This is a genomic window from Streptomyces sp. URMC 129 (assembly GCF_051386415.1).
Classification (GTDB): Bacteria; Actinomycetota; Actinomycetes; order Streptomycetales; family Streptomycetaceae; genus Streptomyces.
Map to the genome: position 1 here is coordinate 1 of NZ_JBPQTQ010000010.1, position 22,706 is coordinate 22,706.

Genomic DNA, 22,706 nt, shown 5'->3' on the forward strand with positions numbered 1-22,706 from the left:
CGGCCAGGTCACCGGACGTGATCAACGTGCGCGACAGGTCGTCCAGCCAGATCGCGACACCCTCTTGTGAGAGGCGCCCCAGTGCGTCGGTCATGTTCGGCTCCTCGCCGTCGTCGGTTCTTCGATCAGTTCGACGCGCAGGGGCGTCGGCGCGGTGGTGAGGAAGCAGGCCCGGCAGCCGCGCCCGCCGGTGAAGACGTCGGCCGGGTCCCCGAGCCGGTCCAGCACGCCGCGCAGGGACGCGACGCGGAACGCCACGTGGTGCAGGCCCTCGCCGTGGGTGTCGAGAAAGTCCTGGACCGGATTGGCCCGGACGGGCTGGACGAGCTGGACGTACGGGCCGCCGCCGGTGGCGGCGGCCAGGTAGGCCAGGCGCGACCCGGGGGCCTCGGCCACCTCGTCGTGCACCAGGCGCAGCCCCAGCACGTCCGTCCACCACGGCAGCGCCGCGTCCACGTCGCGGACGGCGAACGCCACATGGTCCAGACCGTCCCCGGCCGCCAGCGCGGGAAGGGGCCCGTGGCCGGCGGTCATGACGCGGTCACCCGGGCGGACGCGGCCGTGGCGAGGAGCGCGAGGAAGCCCTCGATCCGCCAGGCCGCCCGGCCGACGAACAGGCCGTCCACGCCGTCCACGCCGAGCAGCGCGGCGGCGTTCCGCTCGGTGACCGAGCCGCCGTAGAGGATGCCGCCGACCCGGCTGCCGTGGGCGTCCCGCAGGGCGGCGACCACGTCCGCGATCTCCCCGGGGTGCGGCTCGCGCCCCCGCTCCCCGATCGCCCAGACGGGCTCGTAGGCGATCAGCACCCGCGTGGCGTCCTCGACGCCGTCCAGCGCCGCCGCGACCTGGGCGAGCACATGGGCGGCCGAATCCCCCCGGGCGTGGACGCCCGCCTCCTCGCCGCAGCACACCAGCGGGATCAGCCCGTGCCGCAGCGCCGACGCCACCTTCAGACGCACGGTGGCGTCCGTCTCACCGAAGTGCGCCCGGCGTTCGGAGTGGCCGATCTCCACGATCCGGGCGCCCGCGTCGGCGGCCTGCGGCACGGAGATCTCTCCCGTCCAGGGGCCCGCGTCCTCCCAGTGCGCGTTCTGGGCGCCGGCCAGTACCGGCGAGCCGGGCCCGAGCGCGGCGGCGACCTCGGCAAGCGCGGTGGCGGGCGGCAGCACGAACGGCCGCACGCCCGGCACCCCGTCCGGCCCCAGCGCCTCGCGCAGCGTCCGGGCGAAGGCGACCGCCTCGGCGCGCGTCTTGGTCATCTTGAAGCTGGTGCCGATCCACCGCGCGGGCGCCCGGCCGCTCAGCATCCGCCGGGCCCCGACTCGTAGGACGCGATGGCGTCCACCTTGGCGGCGGACGCGGACCGGGGGTCGAACGTGTAGGTCAGCCACTCGGCGGCCAGGCGCCTGGCCAGTTCCAGGCCGATGACCCGCTGGCCGAGGCAGAGCACCTGCGCGTTGTTGGACAGCACGGCCCGCTCCACGGAGAACGAGTCGTGCGCGGTGACGGCCCGGATCCCGGGCACCTTGTTGGCGGCGATCGCGACGCCCAGGCCGGTGCCGCACACCAGCAGGGCACGGTCGGCCGTGCCGTCCGCGACGAGGCGGGCGGCGTCCACGGCCACGTGCGGGTAGTCGACGTCCTGGCCGGAGGTGACGCCGACGTCGATGACCTCGCCCACGAGGGCGCTGCGTTCGAGATCGGCCCGGAGGGCTTCCTTGTAGCCGAATCCGACGAGGTCGGAGCCGACGGCGATACGGAGGGTCACGATTCCTGCCTTTCGGTGGCGGTACGGGCCGCCGCGCCGAGCGCGGTGACGATGAGGGCGAAGGAGACAGCGCCCGCGTCGGGGGTGCCGACGCTGCTGTCGCCGTGCACGCGGGCGCGGCCCAGGCGGGCGGGGATGAGGGCGGTCGCCTCGGCCGCCCGGGTGGCCGCCTCGGCGGCGGCCTCCCAGGCGTGGACGAGGCCGCTGCCGGCGGCCAGGGCCTCCTGGAGGCGCTCGGCGAACGGGGTGGCGGCGTCCACCAGCGTCTTGTCGCCGGGCTTGGCACCACCCAGGCGGATCACGGCGTCGACGGCTGACCGGACGCCGCGCAGGACGTGGTCCGGGGTGGGTGCCCGCTCGTCCCCGAGTGCGGTGCCGAACGCGGTGAGCATCGTTCCCCACAGGGCGCCCGACGTGCCGCCGGCGCGTTCGGACCACGCCTCGCCGGCGTGGGTGAGGAGGGACCTGGCGCCCGCTCCCCGCTCGTGGGCGCGGGCGGCGGCGCGGGCCGCGGCCTCGGCACCCCGGCGCATGCCGATGCCGTGGTCGCCGTCGCCGGCGACGGCGTCCATGGCGCCGAGCGCGTCCTCGTGCCGGATCACCGTCTCGCCGATCGTGTCCAGCGCGGTGACGAGGCGGGCCGCGACGGCCCGCGAGGCGGCGGAGCCGGGGACGACGGCCGGGGTCCGGTGCGCGGCGACATCGTCGGTCCGGGGCGGGCGGGGGGCGACGGCTCCCCGGCGGAAGGCGGGGGTGTCGGCGGGGGCGGTCCACAGCTCCGCGAGGTCGTCGTCCAGGAAGGTGAGGGTCAGCGAGAGGCCGGCCATGTCGAGGCTCGTCACCAGCTCCCCGACCTCGGGTTCGACGACCCGGAGCCCGAGGGCGTCCAGCCGCTCCGCGACCCGCCGGTAGACGACGAACAGCTCGTCGTGCTGGGTGCCGCCGAGTCCGTTGAGCAGCACGGCCACCCGGTCGTGGCCGCCGTCCGCGTGCCAGGCGGGGCGCTCGGTGAGGAGCCGGTCGAGGAGGAGATCGGCCACGGCGTCCGCCGGGACGAGGTCGCTCTCCTCGATGCCGGGCTCTCCGTGGATGCCGAGGCCGAGCGCCATCCGGCCGGCCGGCACCGTGAACAGCGGGCCGGCGGCGCCGGGCAGGGTGCAGCCGCGGAAGGCGAGGCCGAGCGAGCGGGTCGCGGCCACGGCCCGGCGGCCGAGGTGCTCCACCTCGTTCAGGTGCAGGCCCTGCTCGGCGGCGGCGCCGAGGATCTTGATCACGGGCAGGTCGCCGGCGATGCCCCGGCGCAGCCAGTGCTGCCCGGCCGGGGCGGAGGCGATGTCGTCGGTGACGGTCAGCACCCGGGCGTCGATGCCCTCGGCCTGGAGCTGGACGGCGGCCTGGCCGAAGTGGAGGACGTCGCCCGCGTAATTGCCGAACGCGAGGATCACCCCGCCACCGGCCTCGCAGGCCCGGGCGACGGCGGCCACCCGGGCGGCGGAGGGGGAGGCGAAGAGATCGCCGCAGGCCGCGCCATGGGCCATCCCGGGGCCGACCCAGCCGGCGAAGGCGGGATAGTGCCCGGTGCCACCGCCGGTGACCACGGCGGCGTGGCCGGGCGGGGTGGCGCTGGCCCGGACGACGCCGCCGCGCAGGGACCGCACCCGGGCGGCGTGGGCGTGGACGAATCCGGCGAGCGCCTCGTCGGCGAAGGCGGCGGGATCGTTGTGGAGCAGGGTCATCGGGGGTCTCCCAGCGTGGTGGCGAGGATCCGCCGGAGGTAGTCCCGGTTGCGGGCGGAGACGCTCAGCCCGTCGCCGCCGTAGTGCTCGACGCAGACCGGTCCGGAGAAGCCGGCGGCCAGGGCGAGGGTCAGGGCCCGTCGGTAGTCGATGAAGCCGGACTCGGCGGGGGCCGGCACCGTGAAGTAGGCGCCGGTGGCGGGGTCGTGGTCGCGGTAGTAGTTCTTGATGTGCCAGTAGTTGGCCAGGGGCGCGGTGATCTCCAGCATCCGCTCCCAGTCCTCGACCGGGCGGTGGAGGCGGACCAGGTTGCCCAGGTCCGGGTTGAGGCCGACGTTGGGCAGGCCGATGTCACGGCAGAGCCGGGCGGCGCTCTCGGCGGTGCCGAGGTAGGTGTCCTCGTACATCTCCAGGGAGACCTGCACCCCGTGCCGGGCGGCGTGGGCCCCGATGGCGCCCAGCCGCTCCACCGCCAGCGCCCAGGTCTTCTCGTCGCCCACCGGGTCGGTGGCGCCGGGCTCGGTCCAGAACCAGACCGCGGTGTGCTGGGCGGCGGTGAGCGGGCGGTGGAGACCGACGCCGACGACCGGCACGGCCAGGTCCGCCGCCGCCTCCACGGTCCGCAGCAGATAGGCCAGGTTGTCCGCGGCCGTCTCCTCGTCGGGGTCGATGACACTGCGCCGCACCGTGGAGACGGCCGTGACGCCGAGCCCGGCCTCCTTCAGGGCCAGCGCGAGGTCGCGGCGCCGCCCGGCGGTGAGGTCGCCCGGGCGCACCCACGTGTCGGTCAGGTCGACGTGGGTGAAGCCCTCGGCGGCGACCTCGCGGAAGACGCGGGCCCACTGGCCCGGGGACGCCTCCTGGGCCGGGCGGAATTGCAGGAGGGCGGCCCCGATGGGCCAGTCCTCGGCTGTGCATGGCATGGGCCGCTCCCTGTTGTCGGGGCCGAAACAGATCCAGCGCCGTGGATCGTATAGGATATTTGAGAACCCGAACAGTCCCGCGCCGGTTCCCGCCGGGCGGGCCGCCGATACCATCGATCCGACATGAGCGCCGCACAGTCCTCAGACGAGAAGAGCCAGCCCGCCGGGAAGTACGCCCTGGTCCCCCGCCGCGCCCTTCGCGACGGCGTGTACGACGCGATCCTCCAGAAGCTGCTCGACGGCTCGACCCCGCCCGGCAGCTCGCTCAACATCGACCTGCTCTCCCGGGAGCTGGGCGTTTCCCAGACACCCGTGCGCGAGGCGCTGGTCCAGATGGAGCACACCGGGCTGGTGACCCGGGCGGCGCTCAAGGGCTACCGGGTGGCCCAGCCGCTGTCCCCCGAGCAGATGGCCGAGCTGATGGCGGCCCGGGGCGTGGTGGAGATCGCCGCCGTCCAGTGGGCCGCCGGCCGCACCGCCGACCTGCTCCCCGACCTGCGGGCGGCCCACGCGCGGCACGAGCTGGCCGCGCGCGAGGCCGCCCGGCTCCGCGACGGCGGCCCGCCGACCGGCTACGCGGACCTGCGCGCGTATTTCGCGGCGGACTGGGACTTCCACATGGTGATCATCCGCACCGCGGGAAACCGCTTCCTCGTCCAGATGGCCGAGTCGGTCAACGCCCACGCCCACCGGCTGCGGCAGTCCGTCGACCACGGCACGTTCGACTTCGAGCAGGCCGTCGCCGAACACGCCGCGATCCTCGCCGCGTTCGAGTCCGGGGACCCGGAGGCACCGGTCGCGGCCATGCGCGCGCACCTCGCGGCCATCGCCACCCGGGCCCGGACGGGCGCCGGCGGCTGAGCCGCCCGCGGTCCCGCCTCCGCCCTTTTTCCCGTTTCGGCCGGGGTTGCGCCCGAACCGATGTGTGCATGAGTCTTGCTCGCTGACGGGATGCACCCTAGCGTCTCCCCATATCCCATAGGATCTCGGATTAGCGGGATACGCCACTCACCCCCGCACGGGGGAGGAAGGGCTGACGATGACGTCACCCAGACGCAGACGACCGGTCGCCTTGGGCGTCCCCCTCGTCTTCTTGCTCTCGTCGTGCTCCCTGCTCGACACCACACCGCCGGTCCCGGACGACTGGACGCCCCGGGGCTCGGTGCCGATGGTGGTGGCCTTCGCCCCCGGCGGCGGCAGCGACCGCTCGGCCCGCGTCCTGGCCCAGGGCCTCAACGAACTCGACGCCGGCTTCGACGTGAACGTGCAGAACAAGGAGGGCGGCTCCGGCGCGGTCGGCTGGGCCACCTTCCTGGCCGAGGAGGGCAACGGGAGCACCCTCCTCGTCGCCGAGACGGCGCTCAACACCCTGCCCCTGGTCTACGACGTGCCGTTCACCTATGAGGACTTCACGCCGCTGGTGATGTTCGCCCAGGACTCCCGCATCGTGGTGGCGCCACCCGACTCGCCCTACCGGGACTGCACCGACGTGGTCGAGGCCGGACGCGACGGCCGCGTCGTCGTCGGGTCCAGCGGCAGGACCGGCGCCGACTCCCTGGTGATCGCCGAGTTCGAGGAGGAGGGCGGAGCGTTCGACACCGTGCCCTACGGCTCCACCGGCGAGGTGCTCACCGGGCTGCTCGGCGGCCAGGTCGACTTCGCCCCGGCGAGTGCCGCCTCGGCCAAGCCGTATCTGGAGAGCGGCGACCTGGTCGCGCTGTGCACGCTGACCGCCGAACGCTACGACGACCCGGTCCTCGGCTCGGTGCCCACCGCCCTGGAGCAGGGCCTCGACGCCCAGGTGACCGTCTGGCGCGGGGTCTTCGGGGCCGGCGACATCGCGGAGGTGCAGCGCGACTACTGGATAGAGGAGATCAGGAAGGCCATGGATTCCGAGACGTACCGCGACTACATCGCGACCGACCTGCTCATCCCGGCGGACATCGGCGGCGACGAGTTCGCCGCCTACCTGGACGAGTACGACACACGGATGAAGGAGATCTTCAGATGACCGCCGCCGCCCCCGTCACCGACGGGACCGACGCGCGGCGGACGGTCCGGCGCCCCGTCCTGGCCGCGTACGGCGTGCTGTCCGCCGTGGGCACCGCCTTCTTCCTCCTCTCCTTCCCCTACCACTGGTCCAGCCCGGAGGACGGCGCCATCGGCCCCGGCGCGGTGCCCCGGGTGGCGGGACTGGCGCTGGCCCTGCTCGGCCTGGTCCTGATCCGGCAGGAGATACGGGTCGGTTCGACGCTGGAGGGTGACGGCCTCGTCGCCGAGGACTCCGGCCACACCCCCGAGGAGACCCGCCGCATCCGCCGCAAGCTGGTCGTGGTCGTCGCCACCATGGTGATCACCACCCTCCTCATCCCCGTCCTGGGGCTGCTGCCCGCCCTGTCGCTGATGGCGCTGTTCCTGGCGGCCGTGGTGGAGCGGCAGCCGTGGCCGCGCTCGGCGGCGATGGCCGCGGCGACCCTGGCCGGCACCTATCTGCTCTTCGAAGTGCTCCTGCGGATCCCCCTGCCGCTCGGGATCTTCGACCCCGCCCTGTGGAGCGCCTCGTGATCACCAACCTCGTCACCGGCTTCGAAGCCGCCCTGACCCCGGAAAACCTGCTGTGGTGCTTCGTCGGTGTGCTGCTCGGCACGATCATCGGCATCCTGCCCGGCCTCGGCTCGGCCACCGGCGTGGCGATCCTCATCCCGGTCACCCTCACCTTCCCGCCGCTGACCGCGCTGATCATGCTGGCCGGCATCTACCACGGCGCCCAGTTCGGCGCCACGATCACCGCCATCCTCATCGCGACACCGGGCGAGGCGTCCTCGGTGATCAGCACCCTCGACGGCTATCAGATGGCGCGCAAGGGCCGCGCCGGGCCCGCGCTGGCGATGTCCGCCATCGGCGCGTTCGTCGCCGCGATGGTGTCCCTGTTCGCGCTGATGGCGCTGGCTCCGTTCTTCGCGGAGCTGGCGCTGGACTTCGGGCCGCCCGAGATGCTCGCCATCATGATCCTGGGCCTGGCCACGATCGTCGTGTTCTCCAGCAGGAACCTGGCGCTCGGTCTGGCGATGGGCCTGGTCGGCGTCCTCATCGGCTGCGTCGGCGTGGATGTCGGCAGCGGCACGGCCCGCTACACGCTCGGCGTGATCGACCTGTACGGCGGCCTGCCCTTCGTGGAGGTGATGATCGGCCTGTTCGCCATCGGCGAGCTGCTGAACCAGCTCCACATCGGCATGGCCCCGCCGATCCGGGCACGCTTCCGGGAACTGCTGCTCACCCGCGAGGACATCAAGCGCTCCTCGGCCCCCGTCGCGCGCGGCACCGTCGTCGGCTTCCTGCTGGGCTGCCTGCCCGGCGCCGGCACGACCCTGGCGTCCTTCATGGCCTACGGTGCGGAGAAACGGTTCTCCCGGCATCGCAAGCAGCTCGGCAAGGGCGCCATCGAAGGGGTCGTCGCGCCGGACGCCGCCACCAACGCCGCGTCGAACGCCAACTTCATCCCCACGCTCGTCCTGGGCGTGCCGGGCGGTGCGACCACCGCGGTGCTGCTGGGCGCCTTCCTGGTGTACGGGATCCAGCCCGGTCCGCAGCTCTTCGAGACCCAGCACGAGCTGGTCTGGGGCCTGCTGGTGTCGTTCTTCCTCGGCAACCTGATGCTGCTCCTGCTCAACCTGCCGCTCGCCCCGGTCTTCGCCCAGCTCCTGCGGCTGCGGTACGCGTTCCTCTACCCGCTGATCATCGTGACCAGCATCCTCGGCGCGTACTCGGTGAAGCACAGCATGTTCAGCGTCTGGATCGTGCTGTTCTTCGGGCTCGTCGGCTACGCGATGAAGCGCCTGAACTTCCCGGTGGCGCCGCTCGTCCTCGGGCTGGTCATCGGCCCGCTGTTCGAGAAGGCGCTGGTGCAGACCTCGGCGCTGGCCGGCGGCGACAGCCTGTTCGTGCTGCGCAGCCCGGTCGCCGTCACCGTCCTGGCCCTGGCCCTCGCCCTGGTGGCGGGCCCGGCCCTCCGCCGCGCGCTGCGCCGCGACGGCGGCGCCGGGACGCCGGCCGCGGCCCCCTCCCCCGCTCCCGCTCCCACTTCCGCTCCCACGAAGGAAACGCAGTCATGAACCACCCCACCCCGCCGCGTATCGCCGTCACCATGGGCGACCCGGGCGGCATCGGTCCCGAGCTGGTCGCCCGGCTGCTCGCCGATCCGGCCGTCACCGCCGCGGCCGACGTGCTGCTCCTGTCCGACCCGGCCGAGGTGGAGCTGGCCGGAGCCGACGCCGGTGTGGCGCTCGACTGCGCGACCACGCCCACGGCGGGCAAGCCGCTGCTGATCGACGCCGGCGCCCGGCGCCCGGGCTCGTTCGCCCGCCGGGAGGCCACCGAGGCCGGTGGCCGGTGGGCGCTGGACAATCTGCGCGCGGCCCTGGAGCTGGCGAAGGCCGGCGAGGTCGACGCGATCCTCTTCGCGCCGCTGAACAAGTCCTCGCTCCACCTCGCGGGGATGCACGAGAACGACGAGCTGCGCTGGTTCGAACTCGTCCTGGGCGTCGAGGACTTCACCTGCGAGCTGAACGTGCTGCCCGGCCTGTGGACCTCCCGCGTCACCTCGCACGTCTCGATCGCGGAGGTGCACGCGGGCATCACGCGGGACCGGGTGGCCGACTCCGGCCGCCTGCTGGACCGGGTGCTGCGGGAGGCGGGCGTGGACGCGCCGCGCATCGGGGTGTGTGCCCTCAATCCGCACGCCGGGGAGAGCGGCCGGTTCGGCCGGCACGAGATCGACGTCATCGCACCCGCCGTGGCGGATCTGCGGGGCGAAGGCGTGGACGCGACGGGCCCGTTCCCGTCGGACACGATCTTCCTCCGGGCCCGGGCCGGTGAGTTCGACGGGGTGCTGACGATGTATCACGATCAGGGCCAGATCGCGATGAAGCTGATGGGCTTCAGCGGCGGCGTCACCGTCGCCGGTGGCCTGCCGATCCCCATCTGCACCCCGGCCCACGGCACCGCGTTCGACCTCGTCGGCCGGGGCAAGGCCGATCCGGCGTCGATGCGGAACGCGTTCGATCTCGCCGCCCGCATCGGTGCCCGCCGCCGGGACGCGGCCTGACGCGGCGACGCACCCACCGCCCGGCCCCGGGAGGGGCCGGGCGGGGCCGTGCGGTGACGGTGCCCGTCAGGTGCTGGACACCACCCGGGCCGGGGCCAGGGCCGTGTCCAGCACCCGGGCCCACTGCCGGACGATCCGGCGACGGCGGCGGCTGTCGTCGGTCAGCAGGTTCGCCAGGCCGAGGCCGCGGGCCATGTCGAGCGTGGCCTGGATCATCTCCCGGACGCCGGGCACCGATTCGTCGACGCCCAGCAGCTCGACGGCGGCCCGGTGCACCATCCGGCCGGTGCGGGCCTCCAACGGCACGACCAGCTCGCGGAGTTGCGGGTCGGCCGAGGCGGCGACCCACAGTTCGAGGGCGGCGCGGAACGGCACGCCGATGAACCAGCTCACGATCAGCTCGACCACGGCCTCGGTGGGCAGCGTGCCGATCTCCAGCCGCTCCAGCTCGCGTTCGATCTCCGCCGCCCGCACCCGCGTGACGTGCTCGACGGCGGCGGTGATCAGCGACTCGCGGGTGGGGAAGTGGTGCTGCGCGGCGCCCCGGGAGACCCCGGCGCGCTCGGCGACGACCGTGACCGTGCTGCCCGTCCAGCCCATCTCCACCAGGCACTCGACCGCCGCGTCCAGCAGCTTGCGGCGGGTGGCTCGGCTGCGGTCCTGCTGCGGCGCGCGACGGGACGCCGCCGGTCTCAGGCCGGTGGGTGGGGTGTTCGGCATGATCCCATTGTGACCTTTCCGCCGCGCCGTAACGGAACGGCCTTTCCCCGCTCAGTCCCCGCCGGTGCCGCGGCCCGCGCCGGCGGCCCACCGCGGCGGGCGCTTCTCCAGCCACGCGAGGACGCCCTCGCGGGCCTCCTCGGAGTCGAACAGGCGGGCCGAGACCTCCTGCACGGCCTCGCCGTGCTCGTCGAAGGCGCGCAGCACCCCCCGGGTGGTGAGCTTCTTGGTCTCCGCCAGGCCCTGCGGGGAGCAGGCCCGCAGCTGGTCGAGCAGGGCGGCCAGCGCGGCGTCCACGTCCCCGGCCGCCTCGGTGATCAGCCCGATCCGCTCGGCGGTGGCCGCGTCGAACGTCGCGCCGGTCAAGTACCAGCGGGCGGCGGCCCGTTCCGGCATCCGGGGCAGCGTGGTGAGCGAGATGATGGCCGGCGCGAGCCCGAGGCGCGCCTCGGTGAACGCGAACGTGGCCGCCGGGCCGGCCACGGCCAGGTCGCACGCCCCGAGCAGGCCGAGGCCCCCGGCGCGGACGTGGCCGTCGACGCGGGCGACGACGGGCTTGGGCAGCTCCAGGATCTGCCGCAGCAGCGCCAGCAGCCGCGCGGTGCCGCGCGCCGGGCCCTCCTCCCTGGCCGCCTCCGACAGGTCGGCGCCGGCGCAGAACGTCGTGCCGGTGTGGGCCAGGACGACGGCCCGCACGCCGGGGTCGGCGGCGGCCGTGGTGAGGTGGCCGGCCAGCTCCCCGACGAGCCGGGCGGACAGGGCGTTGCGGTTGGCGGGCGAGTCGAGGGTGAGCGTGGCGACGCCCCGGTCGAGGGCGTGGGTCACGACGGCGGTGTCAGGAGTCATGTCGGTGCGGCTTCTCAGTACGACTTCGGCAGGTTGAGGCTGAACTGGGCGACGAAGTTCAGGATCATCTCACGGCTGACGGGCGCGACGCGCGCTATCCGGGCGGCGGCCAGCAGCGATGCGAGGCCGTACTCGGCGGCCAGCCCGTTCCCGCCGTGCGTCTGGACGGCCTGGTCGACGGCGCGGATGCTGGCCTCGGCGGCGGCGTACTTGGCCATGTTGGCGGCCTCGGCGGCGCCCATCTCGTCGCCCGCGTCGTAGAGCGCGCCGGCCTTCTGCATCATCAGGCGGGCGAGTTCGAGCTCGATCTTGATCTGGGCGAGCGGGTGGGAGATGCCCTGGTGGGAGCCGATGGGCGCGCCCTTGAAGACGGTGCGCTCGTTGGCGTAGGCGGTGGCCTTGTCCAGGGCGTAGCGGCCGATGCCGGTGGCGAGGGCGGAGGCGAGGACCCGTTCGGGGTTGAGACCGGCGAAGAGCTGGGCGAGCGCCGCGTCCTCCTCGCCGATCAAGGCGTCGGCGGGCAGCCGCACATCGTCCAGGAAGAGCGTGAACTGCCGCTCGGGCATGACGATGTCCATGTCGATCGGCCGGTACTCGAAGCCGGGGGCGTCGGTGGGGACGGCGAACAGGACGGGCTTGAGCTTGCCGGTCGCGGCGTCCTCGGTGCGGCTGACGACGAGCACGTGACCGGCCTGGTCGACGCCGGAGATGAAGACCTTGCGCCCGCTGAGCAGCCAGTCGCCGCCGTCGCGGCGCGCGGTGGTGGTGATCTTGTGGGAGTTGGAGCCGGCGTCGGGCTCGGTGATGCCGAACGCCATGATGCCGGAGCCGTCCGCGATGCCGGGCAGCCAGCGCCGCTTCTGCTCCTCGGTGCCGAAGCGGGAGATGACGGTGCCGCAGATGGCCGGGGAGACCACCAGCATCAGCAGGCCGCAGCCCGCCGCGCTCAGTTCCTCCTGCACGATGGCGAGTTCGTAGATACCGGCGCCGCCTCCGCCGTACTCCTCGGGCAGGTTGACCCCGAGGTAGCCCAGCTTGCCCGCCTCCTGCCACAGTTCGCGCAGCGGCTCGTGCGCGCGGGCGCGGGCGGTGGCGTAGGGGAAGCCGTAGCGGCGGCCGAGCTGGGCGACCGCCTCGCGCAGGGCGCGCTGCTCGTCGGTCTCGGTGAAGTTCACGCGGACTCCTCGGAGTTCTTCTCGGCGACGATGCCGAGCACCGTGCCCACGTCGACCTGCCGGCCGACGGTGACGGCGAGTTCGGTCAGCACGCCGTCGGCGGGGGCGTCGATCCGGTGCTGCATCTTCATGGCCTCCAGCCACAACAGCGGCTGTCCGGCCGTGACATGGTCGCCGGGCGCGGCGTCCACGCGGACCACCGTGCCGGGCATGGGGGCCAGCAGGGAGCCGGGCCGGACCTGGGCGACGGGGTCGGGGAAGCGGTCGACGGCGGTCAGGGCGACCGGCCCGAGCGGCGAGTCGACGTACGTCTCGCGGCCGTGCCGGGCCACGGTGAACGTGCGCCGCACGCCCGCCGATTCCAGGACGACGCGGCCGGGCGCGGCGTCGACGAGCGTCACGTCGTCGAAGCCCTCGGCGACGAGTCCGGCGCGGGTGAGGCGGTAGGCGACGGTGATCTCGCCGTCGCGGGTGGCGTAGGTGGTGCGCTGCGGCTGGGAGGGCACGTTGCGCCAGCCGGAGGGCAGGGTGGCCAGCGCGCGGGCGGTGGCGCGCCGGTGGGCGGCGTCCGCGAGGGCGGCGGCCAGGGCGGACAGCCGCCGGGCCGGGGCGTCGGCCAGGGGCGCGGCGAGGGTCGCCAGGTCGTGGCGGTCCAGGAACGCGGTGTCGGTGTCGCCCGCGAGGAACGCGGGGTGCCGCAGCACGTTCACCAGCAGGTCGCGGTTGGTGGTCAGGCCGTGCACCTCGGCGCGGGCCAGCGCGGCGGCCAGCGCGCGGGCGGCCTCGGCGCGGGTCGGGGCCCAGCTGATGACCTTGGCGAGCATGGGGTCGTAGTGGACGGAGACGGCGGAGCCGTCCACGAGGCCGGAGTCCAGGCGCAGCCCGGGTCCGGCGGGGTTGGCGAACTCCGCGACCACGCCCGGGACATGGAGGCGGTGCACGGTCCCGCTCTGCGGCTGCCAGCCGGCCGCCGGGTCTTCGGCGTACAGGCGGACCTCGATGGCGTGGCCGTCGCGGGCGGGCGGGTCCGGCGGCAGCGGCGCGCCCTCCGCGACGCGCACCTGCCAGCGCACGAGGTCGAGTCCGGTGACGCACTCGGTGACCGGGTGCTCGACCTGGAGGCGGGTGTTCATCTCCAGGAAGAAGAAGCGGTCGGAGCCGTCGGTGAGGAACTCGACGGTGCCCGCGCCCACGTAGTCGATGGCGCCCGCGGCCTTGCGGGCCGCCTCGTAGAGCCGTTCCCGCATGCCGGGTGCCCACTCGACCAGCGGCGAGGGGGCCTCCTCGACGACCTTCTGGTGGCGGCGCTGGATGGAGCACTCCCGCTCGCCCACCGCCCAGACCGTGCCGTGGGCGTCGGCGAGGATCTGCACCTCGATGTGGCGGCCGGTGGCGAGGTACGGCTCGCAGAAGACGGTCGGGTCGCCGAACGCGGACGCCGCCTCGGCGCGGGCGGCCTCCAGTTCGCCGGGCAGGTCGGCCAGGTCGTGGACGATCCGCATGCCGCGCCCGCCGCCACCGGCGGACGCCTTGACGATGACGGGCAGGTCGGCCTCGGTGAGGGCGGCCGGGTCGGTCTCGGTGAGGACGGGGACACCGGCCGCCGCCATCAGCCGCTTGGCCTCGGTCTTGCTGCCCATGGCGGCGATGGCGCGCGGCGACGGGCCGATCCAGACGAGCCCGGCGTCGATGACGGCCTGGGCGAACCCGGCGTTCTCGGAGAGGAATCCGTAGCCGGGGTGGACGGCGTCGGCGCCGGCCCGCAGCGCGGCGGCGACGATCAGGTCGGACCGCAGGTAGGTGTCGGCGGGCGCGCTGCCGGGGAGGCGGACGGCGGCGTCGGCCTCGGCCACGTGCGGCGCGCCGGCGTCGGGGTCGGAGTGGACGGCGACGGTCGCCAGGCCCATGGCGCGGGCGGTGCGGAAGATCCGGCGGGCGATCTCGCCCCGGTTGGCCACCAGGACGGACGTGAGGGTCGTGTGGTCGGTCATGTGCGGAACACCCCGTATCCGGTGGCGCCCTTGACGGGCGCGGAGTGGACGGCGGACAGGGCCAGCCCGAGCACCGTGCGGGTGTCGCGCGGGTCGATGACGCCGTCGTCGTAGAGGCGCCCGGACATGAACGCGGCCAGGGACTCGCTCTCGATCTGGTTCTCGACGTAGGCGCGCATCTGCCCGTCCGCGACCTCGTCGTAGACCTCGCCGCGCGCCTCGGCGGCCTGGCGGGCGACGATGGAGATGACGCCGGCCAGCTGGGCGGGGCCCATCACGGCGGACTTGGCGCCGGGCCAGGTGAAGAGGAAGCGCGGCCCGAACGCCCGCCCGCACATGCCGTAGTTGCCCGCGCCGTAGGAGGCGCCCATGACCACGGTGAGGTGCGGGACGGTGGAGTTGGACACCGCGTTGATCATCATCGCGCCGTGCTTGATGATGCCGCCCTGCTCGAACTCCTTGCCCACCATGTAGCCGGTGGTGTTCTGCAGGAAGATCAGCGGGGTGTTCGCCTGGTTGGCCAACTGGATGAACTGGGTGGCCTTCTGGGCCTCCTGGCTGAACAGCACGCCGCGCGCGTTGGCGAGGATGCCGACGGGATAGCCGTGCAGGCGGGCCCAGCCGGTGACCAGGCTGCTGCCGTACAGCGGCTTGAACTCGTCGAAGTCGGAGTCGTCCACGATGCGGGCGATCACCTCCCGCGGGTCGAACGGCACCTTGAGGTCGGTCGGGACGATCCCGGCCAGCTCCTCCTCGTCGTACCGCGGCGGCAGCACCTCGGGATACGGCGCCGGGCCGGCCTTGTGCCAGTTGAGGCGGGAGACGATGTCGCGGCCGACGCGCAGCGCGTCCAGCTCGTCGGCGGCCATGTAGTCGGCCAGGCCGGAGGTGCGGGCGTGCATCTCGGCGCCGCCGAGGGATTCGTCGTCGGCCTCCTCGCCGGTGGCCATCTTCACCAGCGGCGGGCCGGCGAGGAAGACCTTGGCGCGCTCCTTCACCATCACGACGTGGTCGGACATGCCCGGGATGTAGGCGCCGCCCGCCGTCGAGTTGCCGAAGACCAGGGCGATGGTGGGGAGTCCGGCGGCGGAGGCGCGGGTCAGGTCGCGGAAGGTGCGCCCCCCGGGAATGAAGATCTCCTTCTGGCTGGGCAGGTCGGCGCCGCCGGACTCGACCAGATTGATCGACGGCATGCGGTTCTCGGCGGCGATCTCGGCGGCGCGGAACGCCTTGCGCAGCGTCCACGGGTTGCTTGCGCCGCCGCGCACCGACGGGTCGTTGGCGGTGATGACGCACTCGACGCCCTCGATGACGCCGATCCCGGTGACCAGGCTGGCGCCGACGGGGAAGTCGGTGCCCCAGGCGGCGAGGGGGGACAGTTCGAGGAACGGCGAGTCGGGGTCGAGCAGCAGCTCGATGCGCTCGCGGGGCAGCAGCTTGCCCCGCTTGTGGTGCCGTTCGGTGTACTTGGGGCCGCCGCCGGCGATGGCCTTGGCGTGTTCGGCGTCGAGGTCGGCCAGTTGGGCCAGGGTCGCGGCCCGGTTCTCCTGGTAGTCCGCCCCTCCGGTGTCGAGGGCGGAGCGCAGCACGGTCATGCGGTGAGCCCCAGTCGTTTGCCGGCCAGGCCGGTGAGGATTTCGGTGGTGCCGCCGCCGATGCCGAGGATCCGCATGTCGCGGTACTGCCGTTCGACCTCGGTGCCGCGCATGTAGCCGAGGCCGCCGTGGAGTTGGACGGCCTGGTCGGCCACCCAGGCACCGGCCTCGACGGCGGTGTTCTTCGCGAAGCAGACCTCCGCGATCTGGTCGCCGTCGCCGGCCGCGACGCGGCGGGCGACCTCGCGGGTGTAGACGCGGGCGACATCGACGCGCATGGCCATCTCGGTGAGGGTGTGGCGCACGCTCTGCCGGCTGATCAGGGGGCGGCCGAACGTCTCGCGGGCGCGGCACCACGCGACGGTGAGGTCGAGGCAGCGCTGCGCCGAGGCGTGGGCCTGGACGGCGAGGAGGAGGCGTTCGCTGACGAAGTTCAGCGCGATCTGGGCAAATCCGCTGCCCTCGGTGCCGACGAGGTTGGCCGCCGGGACGCGGACGTCGGTGAAGGACAGCTCGGCGGTGTCGGAGCAGTGCCAGCCCATCTTCTCCAGCGGGCGGGAGACCGTGAAGCCGGGCGTGCCCTTCTCGACGACCAGCAGCGACACACCGCCCGCGCCCGGCCCGCCGGTGCGCACGGCGGTGGTCACGAAGTCGGCGCGGACCCCGGACGTGATGTACGTCTTGGCGCCGTTGACGATGTAGTGGTCGCCGTCGCGCCGGGCGGTGGTGCGCAGGCCCGCGACGTCGGAGCCGCCGTCCGGCTCGGTCACGGCGAGGGAGCCGATCAGCTCGCCGGCCAGGGTGGGGCGCACCCACCGGTCGATCTGGCCGGGGTCACCGGCCGCGACGAGGTGCGGCAGGGCGATGCCGGCGGTGAACAGGGCGGGGAAGACCCCGCCGGCGGCGCCCGCCTGGTGCAGTTCCTCGCACAGCGTCACCGCGTCCAGCACGTCGCCGCCCCCGCCGCCGACGCCCTCGGGGAACGCCAGGCCGATGAGGCCGAGTCCGGCGGCGCGGCGGTGCAGGGCGCGCGGCAGCTCCCCGGCCCGCTCCCACGCGTCCTGGTGGGGCAGGATCTCGTCGGTGACGAAGCGCCGCACGGTCGCGCGCAGTGCCCGCCGTTCCGGTGTGGCGAAGGGATCACTCATAGCAGGGTCTCCGGAATGTCGACATGGCGGGAGCGCAGCCACTCCCCGACGGCCTTGGCCTGCGGGTCGAAGCGGGCCTGCGAGGCGACGCCCTGGCCGAGCAGGCCGTCCACCACGAAGTTGAGCGCCCGCAGGTTGGGCAGGACGTGCCGGGTGACGGGCAGATCGGCGGTCTCGGGCAGCAGCCGGCGGAACTCCTCGACGGTGAGGGTGTGCGCGAGCCAGCGCCACGCGTCGTCGGTGCGGACCCAGACGCCGACGTTGGCCGAGCCGCCCTTGTCGCCGCTGCGGGCACCGGCGACGGTGCCGAGCGGCGCCCGGCGGCGGGGGCCGGGCGGCAGCGGCGGCGGCAGCGGCGGCTGTCCGGTCTCGGTCACCTCCCGCGTGGCGAGGGGCGGTTCGATGACGCGGCGGCGCCCATCGGGCAGCACGGCGATGTGCTCCACCTCGCGCGCGTCCACGGAGGCGGCCTCGAACACGCCGTAGGGCGACGCCTCGCCGGGCGGCGCGGTCACGTGGAAGCCGGGGTATCCGGCCAGCGCCAGCTCGATGGCGGCGCCGCTGAACGCGCGGCCGATCGCCTTGGGGTCGGCGGAGCGGACCACGCACCGCAGCACGGCGCTCGCCTCCTCCTGCACGGCGGCGTCGGCGCGGTCGGTGCGGGCGAGCGTCCACTCGGCGTCGAAGCCGCCGAGCTGGGCCCGGACCAGCTCGGCCTTGGCCTCGATGTCCAGTCCGGTGAGGACGAACTCGACCTGGTTGCGGAAGCCGCCGAGGCTGTTGCAGCCGACCTTCAGGGTGGGCGGCGGCGCCTCGCCGCGCACGCCGCCGATCCGCACCCGGTCCGGCCCGTCGCCGGTGAGCCGGACGGTGTCGAAGCGGGCGGTGACGTCGGGCCCGGCGTAGCGGGCGCCGGCGATCTCGTACAGGAGCTGGGCGGTGACGGTGCCGGTGGTGACGGCGCCGCCGGTGCCCGGGTGCTTGGTGATGACGCTGCCGCCGTCCGCCTCGACCACGGCGATGGGGAAGCCGGGGCGGCGCAGGTCGGGGATCTCGGTGAAGAACGCGTAGTTGCCGCCGGTCGCCTGCGGGCCGCACTCGATGACGTGCCCGGCGACGACGGCGCCGGCCAGCGCGTCGTAGTCCTCGCGGCCCCAGCCGAAGTGGGCGGCGGCCGGGCCGACGACGAGCGAGGCGTCGGTGACGCGGCCGGTGACCACGATGTCGGCGCCCGCGTCCAGACAGGCGGCGATGCCCCAGGCGCCGAGGTAGGCGTTGGCGGTCAGGACGCCGTCCAGGCCGAGCCCGGCCGCGCGGGCGGTGAGGTCGTCGCCCTCGACGTGGGCGACGCGCGCGGCCAGGCCGAGGCGTCCGGCCAGGTCGCGGATGGCGGCGGCCAGCCCGGCCGGGTTGAGGCCGCCCGCGTTGGTGACGATCCGCACGCCCCGGTCGAGGGCGGGTCCGAGGGTGGTCTCCAGCTGGCGCAGGAACGTCTTGGCGTAGCCGGCGTCGGGGTTCTTCAGCCGGTCGCGGCCGAGGATGAGCATGGTCAGCTCGGCCAGGTAGTCGCCGGTGAGGACGTCGAGTTCGCCGCCGGTGAGCATCTCGTGGAGGGCGGAGAACCGGTCGCCGTAGAAGCCGGAGGCATTGCCGACGCGCAGCGGCGCGGGGGCCGGGGCGGCGGCGGTCACGCGAACTCCCCCGCCGCGCGGCCGGATCCGGGCGGCCCGGCGAACGCCTGGGCGATGCCCAGCCAGGCGTCGGCGTCGGCGCCCTCGGCGGTGACGGCGAGGTCGTCCCGGTGGCGCCGCCGGGTGACCAGGAGGCAGAAGTCGAGGGCGGGTCCGGTGACGCGCTGCGCGGCGTCGGCCGGACCCCAGGTCCACACCTCGCCGCCGGGGCCGGTGAGTTCGACGCGGAACGGCTGAGCGGGCGGGGTGCGGCCGTTGACCCGGTAGGCGAAGTCGCGGGCGCGGACGCCGATATGGGCGACGTTCCGCAGCCGGGCGGTGGGCTCGCGGCGGACGCCGAGGGCGTCGGCGACGTCCTGCCCGTGCGCCCAGGTCTCCATCAGCCGGGCGGTCGCCATCGACGTGGCGCTCATCGGCGGCCCGAACCACGGCAGTCGGGTGCCGTCGGGCACGGCGGCCAGCGCCCCGGCGAGGGCGGCACGGCGCTCGCGCCAGTGGGCGAGCAGATCGGGCCGGGCGGCCCCGCGTTCGGCGGCGCGGTCGACGTAGCCGTCGGCCTCGGTCGCGGCCCGGTCCAGCTCGGCCCGGAACCCGGCCTCGTCGGTGGCCGCCAGCAGCGCCATGCCGTCGGTCCAGGCCAGGTGCGCGATCTGGTGGGCGATGGTCCAGCCGGGGGCCGGGGTGGGCATCCGCCAGACGTCGGGCGGCAGGTCGCGCACGACGCGGTCGAGCACGTCCCCCTCCGCTTCGAGGTCGGCCAGCACAGCGGTATCGGTCACGGCAGGAACGGTGCCACGACGGAAACAAAAAATCAATGATGCTTGCTTGTTTTTACCGGCCGCGTGGACCGGGACGGCGCGCGCGTCGTGGCCGGTGCCTGTCCCGCGGGTGGAGGACAGGCACCGGGCACCGCTCCGGCCGGCGGCCGGGGCGGACGTCAGCCGCAGGTCCGGTAGTCGTAACCGGCCGCCCGGTGGGTACCACCGGCGTCGTAGAACCCGTACCGGCCCTGCGAGTCACGGGTGATGGTGATGTCGTACGCATAGCCGTCGTACCTCAGCACCAGCGAGGAGCCGGGGCTCTCGCTGCCGGACACATACGTCAGGTAGTTGTCCGCCCTGCCGAAGGTGCCCTGGCCGACCACGCCGTCGGCCGTCAGCCCTTCGAGAGCCTGCCAGTCCTCGGTGGCCTCCCTGGTGTTGGCGCCGAAGACGCCGTCGATGCCCGAGGAGGACAGGAAGCCGTCCGCCCACAGGATTTTCTGCCACAGGCAGGTGGCGTTGGAGTAGGCGTGCGTACTGGTCGACAGAATCCCCTCGTTGCCCCAGTCGCCGACGAAACTGTCCGCGCCGTACACGTACGCGTGGCCGCTGTAGGTGCCGCTCGCGGAAGCCGGCGCGGTGCTCACGGCCAGCGTGGCGGCCGTCAGCACGCCGATCGCGCAGGCGGCCAGCCTGGCCCGGGTCACGTTCATGGATGTCCCCCCATGGTTGTGGATGCGAAGCCCTTCGCCACACATCGTCTCCGCACTGCCCACACCTGTCGTTGACATGGAGCGCCAGGGCGTTGGCACGGAGCGCCGGTGCGCGCCGCGGGGGATCCGGGAGCGTCGCCGCGTCCTAGGCTGGGACCGTGACCGAGACCTGGAATCCCGAGGGCCCCGGTGTGCTGCGGCTGCCCTCCGGCCGTCTGGTGCGGGGGCGCGGGCTGCGGCGGCCGGTGCCGGTGGGGGTGGAGCCCACCTTCGGGCTGTATCTGCTGGGGAAGCGGCCCCCCGAGGTCGCGTGGGAGTCCCGCTGGCTGCCGTGGCCCGACTTCCGGCTGCCGGCCGACCACACCGAGGCCCGGGAGCTGCTCACGGAAGCATGGTCGCGGGCCGCGACCGAGCGGGTGGAGCTGGCCTGCGGCGGCGGGCGGGGCCGCACCGGAACGGGCCTGGCCTGCCTCGCCGTTCTGGACGGCGTGCCGCCGGAGGACGCGGTGGCCTACGTGCGCCGCCACTACGATCCCCACGCGGTGGAGACGCCGTGGCAACGCCGCTACGTGCGCGCCTTCGACCAGGGCCCCACGTAAAGCGGGGCTCCGCCCACGGGAGGCGGGCGGAGCCCCCGGTAACGGCCAGGAGAGACCGTTACGTTCGGGAGGCGACCGGAGAAGTGGCCACCGGGGCCGTCACGTCCGGGCGCTCAGGAGGTGCAGTACGGCGTCAGGGCGGTGTCGCCGACCCACACCTGTCCGTGGTAGTTGATGTTGGTGTTCGTCCCGCCCGTGCCCGCCGTGCCGCTGGACCACACCGGGCGGTAGTCGCCGTTGTACATGACCAGGTTCCCGTCGTGCTGGTACTCGACGAACACGCCGCCGCTGCCCTGGGTGTTGGACGCCCAGCACACCCTGTTCCCCACCGGACCCATGGAGTAGAGCACCAGGTTCCCGTCGCTCTGCATGACGAACACGGCGTTGTTGTAGCCGGCCACTTCGCGCCAGATGTGCTCGTTCTGGTACAGCCGCTCGCCCTTGTTCAGGTAGTCCGAGCCGAGGCCCGCCTCGGCGGGCGTCCCGGCGGCCACGGTCAGGCCGAGAGCCAGGGTGAGCGCGGCCAACAGGCCCAGAGGTGTGGTCAGATACCGGGCGATCACGAGTTGTGCTTCCTCTCTGGTGGTCCGGGGTGCCGATCAGGGCCGCGCCGTCGGTGTCTTCGAACGACTCCCCCGCGGCACCGCCCCCGTGCGTGGCGCCTGATCGGCGCACCCCCTGCGCCGATCCTGCACCGATTCCGCACCCGGCCGGAAGCCGGAAGGCCATGGCCTTCCCGAACGGATCGATAACCTGAACGGTATGACCGACGACGCCGGGGCGAAGTCGGGCCATACGGACCTGGACACCCGACGCGAGCCCAGCCCCCACCAGTTGAGGCTGTTCCTCGCGCTCGCCGAGGAACTGCACTTCGGCCGCGCCGCCGCCCGGATGTACGTGACGCAGCCCGCGCTCAGCCAGCAGATCCGCGCCCTGGAGACCCGGCTCGGCGTGGCCCTGGTCGACCGCACCAGCCGCACGGTCACCCTCACCCCAGCCGGCCTGGCCCTCCTCCCCGAGGCCCGGACCGAGCCCATCCCGGCGCTGCACACCTTCGCCACCGGGCTGGAACAGGACATCGACACCGTCATCGCCGGCCCGAGCCTGCGCTACAGCTCCAGCGCGGTCGAGGGCCACAACAATAAGATCAAAATGCTGAAGGCCAGATGTTCGGCCGAGTCGGCTTCGATCTCCCGCGCAAACGCGTCCTCCACTCAGCATGAACTGGCCGGTGGTGGCGACGGGATGGTCTCGTGCTGACGGTGGATGGTGATGGTGTCGAGCGCGACGTTGTCCGTGTGGTGGAACCAGGGATCTTGCAGGAGATCGCCTGCCACGACCGTTCGTGATCGCCGTTCCGGTAACACTCCGTGGTCCCAGGACCGCGCACAAATGAGCGGCATTCACCCACGCCACTGGACCTCCTACCTCGCCGTCCGCGACCTCACCATCGACACAGAGGAATAACGCCGCGAGGAATAACAGCACTCCACCAGTTGAACAGCGGCTCCAGCGCTCCCTGACCCAGGACGACTTCGTACGGGCAGCCCGTGAGGAATGAGACCAGACCCCGTCGGACCACCATCCCCGAAGGAACGCAGAAAGGGGCGGGGGCCTCGGCACTCCGGTGCGCCCCGGCCCGGCAATCCGGGTCAGCTGACTTCGATACTTCTCCGGACGAGGCCGCCAGCTTTCGACAGATCCTCCTGTGACCGGATCCGCAGCCCCAGACGGCCGGCCCCCAGGCAGCCGATCCTGCGTACGCCACGAGTGCAGCCTCGATCAGATCGGCCGCAGGCCGGACCGTGAGGGGGTGGCTACGCGACTGGAGGCGGACGATCGCGGCTCCTTGATCCGCCGGTAGGCGATGTAGTGCAGCTGGAACTCCTTCCGCACGTCGGCATGGGAGATCAGCATCGCGTCGAGGTCGGCGTAG

Annotated in this window: 22 protein-coding genes and 1 pseudogene; 7 read left to right on the forward strand and 16 right to left on the reverse strand. The window is 73.6% G+C overall.

All coding sequences use genetic code 11. The annotated features are described in order from the left end of the window. Positions 1–90: 90 nt before the first annotated feature. The 5 genes from ACSNOC_RS03710 to ACSNOC_RS03730 are packed head-to-tail and all read right to left on the reverse strand — an operon-like array spanning position 91 to position 4,427. Positions 91–534 (reverse strand): VOC family protein, encoded by a 444-nt coding sequence (locus ACSNOC_RS03710; RefSeq protein ID WP_436745757.1) that lies wholly within the window; start codon positions 532–534, stop codon positions 91–93. Then, positions 531–1,307 (reverse strand): triose-phosphate isomerase, encoded by a 777-nt coding sequence (locus ACSNOC_RS03715; protein WP_436745758.1) that lies wholly within the window; start codon positions 1,305–1,307, stop codon positions 531–533. Before ACSNOC_RS03715 ends, ACSNOC_RS03710 begins: the two co-directional genes overlap by 4 nt. After that, on the reverse strand, positions 1,301–1,768 hold the full coding sequence (locus ACSNOC_RS03720) for a ribose-5-phosphate isomerase (RefSeq protein ID WP_436745759.1): 468 nt from the start codon (positions 1,766–1,768) through the stop codon (positions 1,301–1,303). The genes ACSNOC_RS03715 and ACSNOC_RS03720 overlap by 7 nt, the downstream gene beginning before the upstream one ends. Beyond that, positions 1,765–3,504 (reverse strand): dihydroxyacetone kinase family protein, encoded by a 1,740-nt coding sequence (locus ACSNOC_RS03725; RefSeq protein WP_436745760.1) that lies wholly within the window; start codon positions 3,502–3,504, stop codon positions 1,765–1,767. The genes ACSNOC_RS03720 and ACSNOC_RS03725 overlap by 4 nt, the downstream gene beginning before the upstream one ends. Next, entirely contained in the window at positions 3,501–4,427 is a 927-nt protein-coding gene (locus ACSNOC_RS03730; RefSeq protein WP_436745761.1) for a sugar phosphate isomerase/epimerase family protein, read from the reverse strand. Before ACSNOC_RS03730 ends, ACSNOC_RS03725 begins: the two co-directional genes overlap by 4 nt. 123 nt (positions 4,428–4,550) lie before the next feature. On the opposite strand from ACSNOC_RS03730, the gene ACSNOC_RS03735 reads away from it, so the two are divergent. From ACSNOC_RS03735 to ACSNOC_RS03755, 5 genes are all read left to right on the forward strand, one after another. Beyond that, entirely contained in the window at positions 4,551–5,288 is a 738-nt protein-coding gene (locus tag ACSNOC_RS03735) for a GntR family transcriptional regulator (protein WP_436745762.1), read from the forward strand. Between the two features lie 178 nt (positions 5,289–5,466). After that, positions 5,467–6,438, forward strand: coding sequence for a tripartite tricarboxylate transporter substrate binding protein (locus ACSNOC_RS03740; protein WP_436745763.1), 972 nt, complete (start codon positions 5,467–5,469; stop codon positions 6,436–6,438). Further along, positions 6,435–6,992: a tripartite tricarboxylate transporter TctB family protein gene (locus ACSNOC_RS03745; protein WP_436745764.1), complete on the forward strand. Its 558-nt coding sequence runs from the start codon at positions 6,435–6,437 to the stop codon at positions 6,990–6,992. The genes ACSNOC_RS03740 and ACSNOC_RS03745 overlap by 4 nt, the downstream gene beginning before the upstream one ends. Further along, a complete protein-coding gene (locus tag ACSNOC_RS03750) occupies positions 6,989–8,539 on the forward strand; it encodes a tripartite tricarboxylate transporter permease (protein ID WP_436745765.1) in 1,551 nt (516 codons plus the stop codon). The genes ACSNOC_RS03745 and ACSNOC_RS03750 overlap by 4 nt, the downstream gene beginning before the upstream one ends. After that, complete coding sequence (locus tag ACSNOC_RS03755; RefSeq protein ID WP_436745766.1) at positions 8,536–9,531, forward strand: 4-hydroxythreonine-4-phosphate dehydrogenase PdxA; 996 nt, start codon at positions 8,536–8,538, stop codon at positions 9,529–9,531. Before ACSNOC_RS03750 ends, ACSNOC_RS03755 begins: the two co-directional genes overlap by 4 nt. 66 nt (positions 9,532–9,597) lie before the next feature. On the opposite strand, the gene ACSNOC_RS03760 is transcribed toward ACSNOC_RS03755, so the two are convergent. The 9 genes from ACSNOC_RS03760 to ACSNOC_RS03800 all read right to left on the reverse strand — a co-directional run bounded on the left by ACSNOC_RS03760 (position 9,598) and on the right by ACSNOC_RS03800 (position 20,171). Beyond that, positions 9,598–10,251: a TetR/AcrR family transcriptional regulator gene (locus tag ACSNOC_RS03760; protein WP_436745767.1), complete on the reverse strand. Its 654-nt coding sequence runs from the start codon at positions 10,249–10,251 to the stop codon at positions 9,598–9,600. Positions 10,252–10,302: 51 nt separating this feature from the next. Then, positions 10,303–11,097, reverse strand: coding sequence for an enoyl-CoA hydratase family protein (locus ACSNOC_RS03765; RefSeq protein WP_436745768.1), 795 nt, complete (start codon positions 11,095–11,097; stop codon positions 10,303–10,305). A gap of 14 nt (positions 11,098–11,111) precedes the next feature. Next, positions 11,112–12,272 (reverse strand): acyl-CoA dehydrogenase family protein, encoded by a 1,161-nt coding sequence (locus tag ACSNOC_RS03770; RefSeq protein WP_436745769.1) that lies wholly within the window; start codon positions 12,270–12,272, stop codon positions 11,112–11,114. After that, positions 12,269–14,263 carry an acetyl/propionyl/methylcrotonyl-CoA carboxylase subunit alpha gene (locus tag ACSNOC_RS03775; protein WP_436745770.1) on the reverse strand — a complete coding sequence of 665 codons (1,995 nt, stop codon included), beginning with the start codon at positions 14,261–14,263 and terminating at the stop codon, positions 12,269–12,271. Before ACSNOC_RS03775 ends, ACSNOC_RS03770 begins: the two co-directional genes overlap by 4 nt. Continuing rightward, a complete protein-coding gene (locus ACSNOC_RS03780; protein ID WP_436745771.1) occupies positions 14,260–15,858 on the reverse strand; it encodes an acyl-CoA carboxylase subunit beta in 1,599 nt (532 codons plus the stop codon). Before ACSNOC_RS03780 ends, ACSNOC_RS03775 begins: the two co-directional genes overlap by 4 nt. Next, positions 15,855–17,006 (reverse strand): acyl-CoA dehydrogenase family protein, encoded by a 1,152-nt coding sequence (locus ACSNOC_RS03785; RefSeq protein ID WP_436745772.1) that lies wholly within the window; start codon positions 17,004–17,006, stop codon positions 15,855–15,857. The genes ACSNOC_RS03780 and ACSNOC_RS03785 overlap by 4 nt, the downstream gene beginning before the upstream one ends. Next, positions 17,003–18,697 (reverse strand): acyclic terpene utilization AtuA family protein, encoded by a 1,695-nt coding sequence (locus ACSNOC_RS03790; protein ID WP_436745773.1) that lies wholly within the window; start codon positions 18,695–18,697, stop codon positions 17,003–17,005. Before ACSNOC_RS03790 ends, ACSNOC_RS03785 begins: the two co-directional genes overlap by 4 nt. Further along, entirely contained in the window at positions 18,694–19,476 is a 783-nt protein-coding gene (locus tag ACSNOC_RS03795) for a TIGR03084 family metal-binding protein (RefSeq protein ID WP_436745774.1), read from the reverse strand. Before ACSNOC_RS03795 ends, ACSNOC_RS03790 begins: the two co-directional genes overlap by 4 nt. Before the next feature lie 158 nt (positions 19,477–19,634). Next, on the reverse strand, positions 19,635–20,171 hold the full coding sequence (locus tag ACSNOC_RS03800) for a peptidoglycan-binding domain-containing protein (RefSeq protein ID WP_436745775.1): 537 nt from the start codon (positions 20,169–20,171) through the stop codon (positions 19,635–19,637). Positions 20,172–20,329: 158 nt separating this feature from the next. Between ACSNOC_RS03800 and ACSNOC_RS03805 the strand changes: the two genes are divergently transcribed. Further along, positions 20,330–20,770, forward strand: coding sequence for a protein-tyrosine phosphatase family protein (locus ACSNOC_RS03805; protein WP_436745776.1), 441 nt, complete (start codon positions 20,330–20,332; stop codon positions 20,768–20,770). A gap of 113 nt (positions 20,771–20,883) precedes the next feature. Here ACSNOC_RS03805 and ACSNOC_RS03810 read toward each other — a convergent pair whose 3' ends face one another. Further along, positions 20,884–21,333: a hypothetical protein gene (locus ACSNOC_RS03810; RefSeq protein WP_436745777.1), complete on the reverse strand. Its 450-nt coding sequence runs from the start codon at positions 21,331–21,333 to the stop codon at positions 20,884–20,886. A gap of 199 nt (positions 21,334–21,532) precedes the next feature. On the opposite strand from ACSNOC_RS03810, the pseudogene ACSNOC_RS03815 reads away from it, so the two are divergent. Then, positions 21,533–21,796, forward strand: a pseudogene (locus tag ACSNOC_RS03815) (LysR family transcriptional regulator); the annotation flags it as partial. Positions 21,797–22,552: 756 nt separating this feature from the next. On the opposite strand, the gene ACSNOC_RS03820 reads toward ACSNOC_RS03815, so the two are convergent. Continuing rightward, positions 22,553–22,687 carry a hypothetical protein gene (locus ACSNOC_RS03820; protein WP_436745778.1) on the reverse strand — a complete coding sequence of 45 codons (135 nt, stop codon included), beginning with the start codon at positions 22,685–22,687 and terminating at the stop codon, positions 22,553–22,555. Between the last annotated feature and the right edge of the window lie 19 nt (positions 22,688–22,706).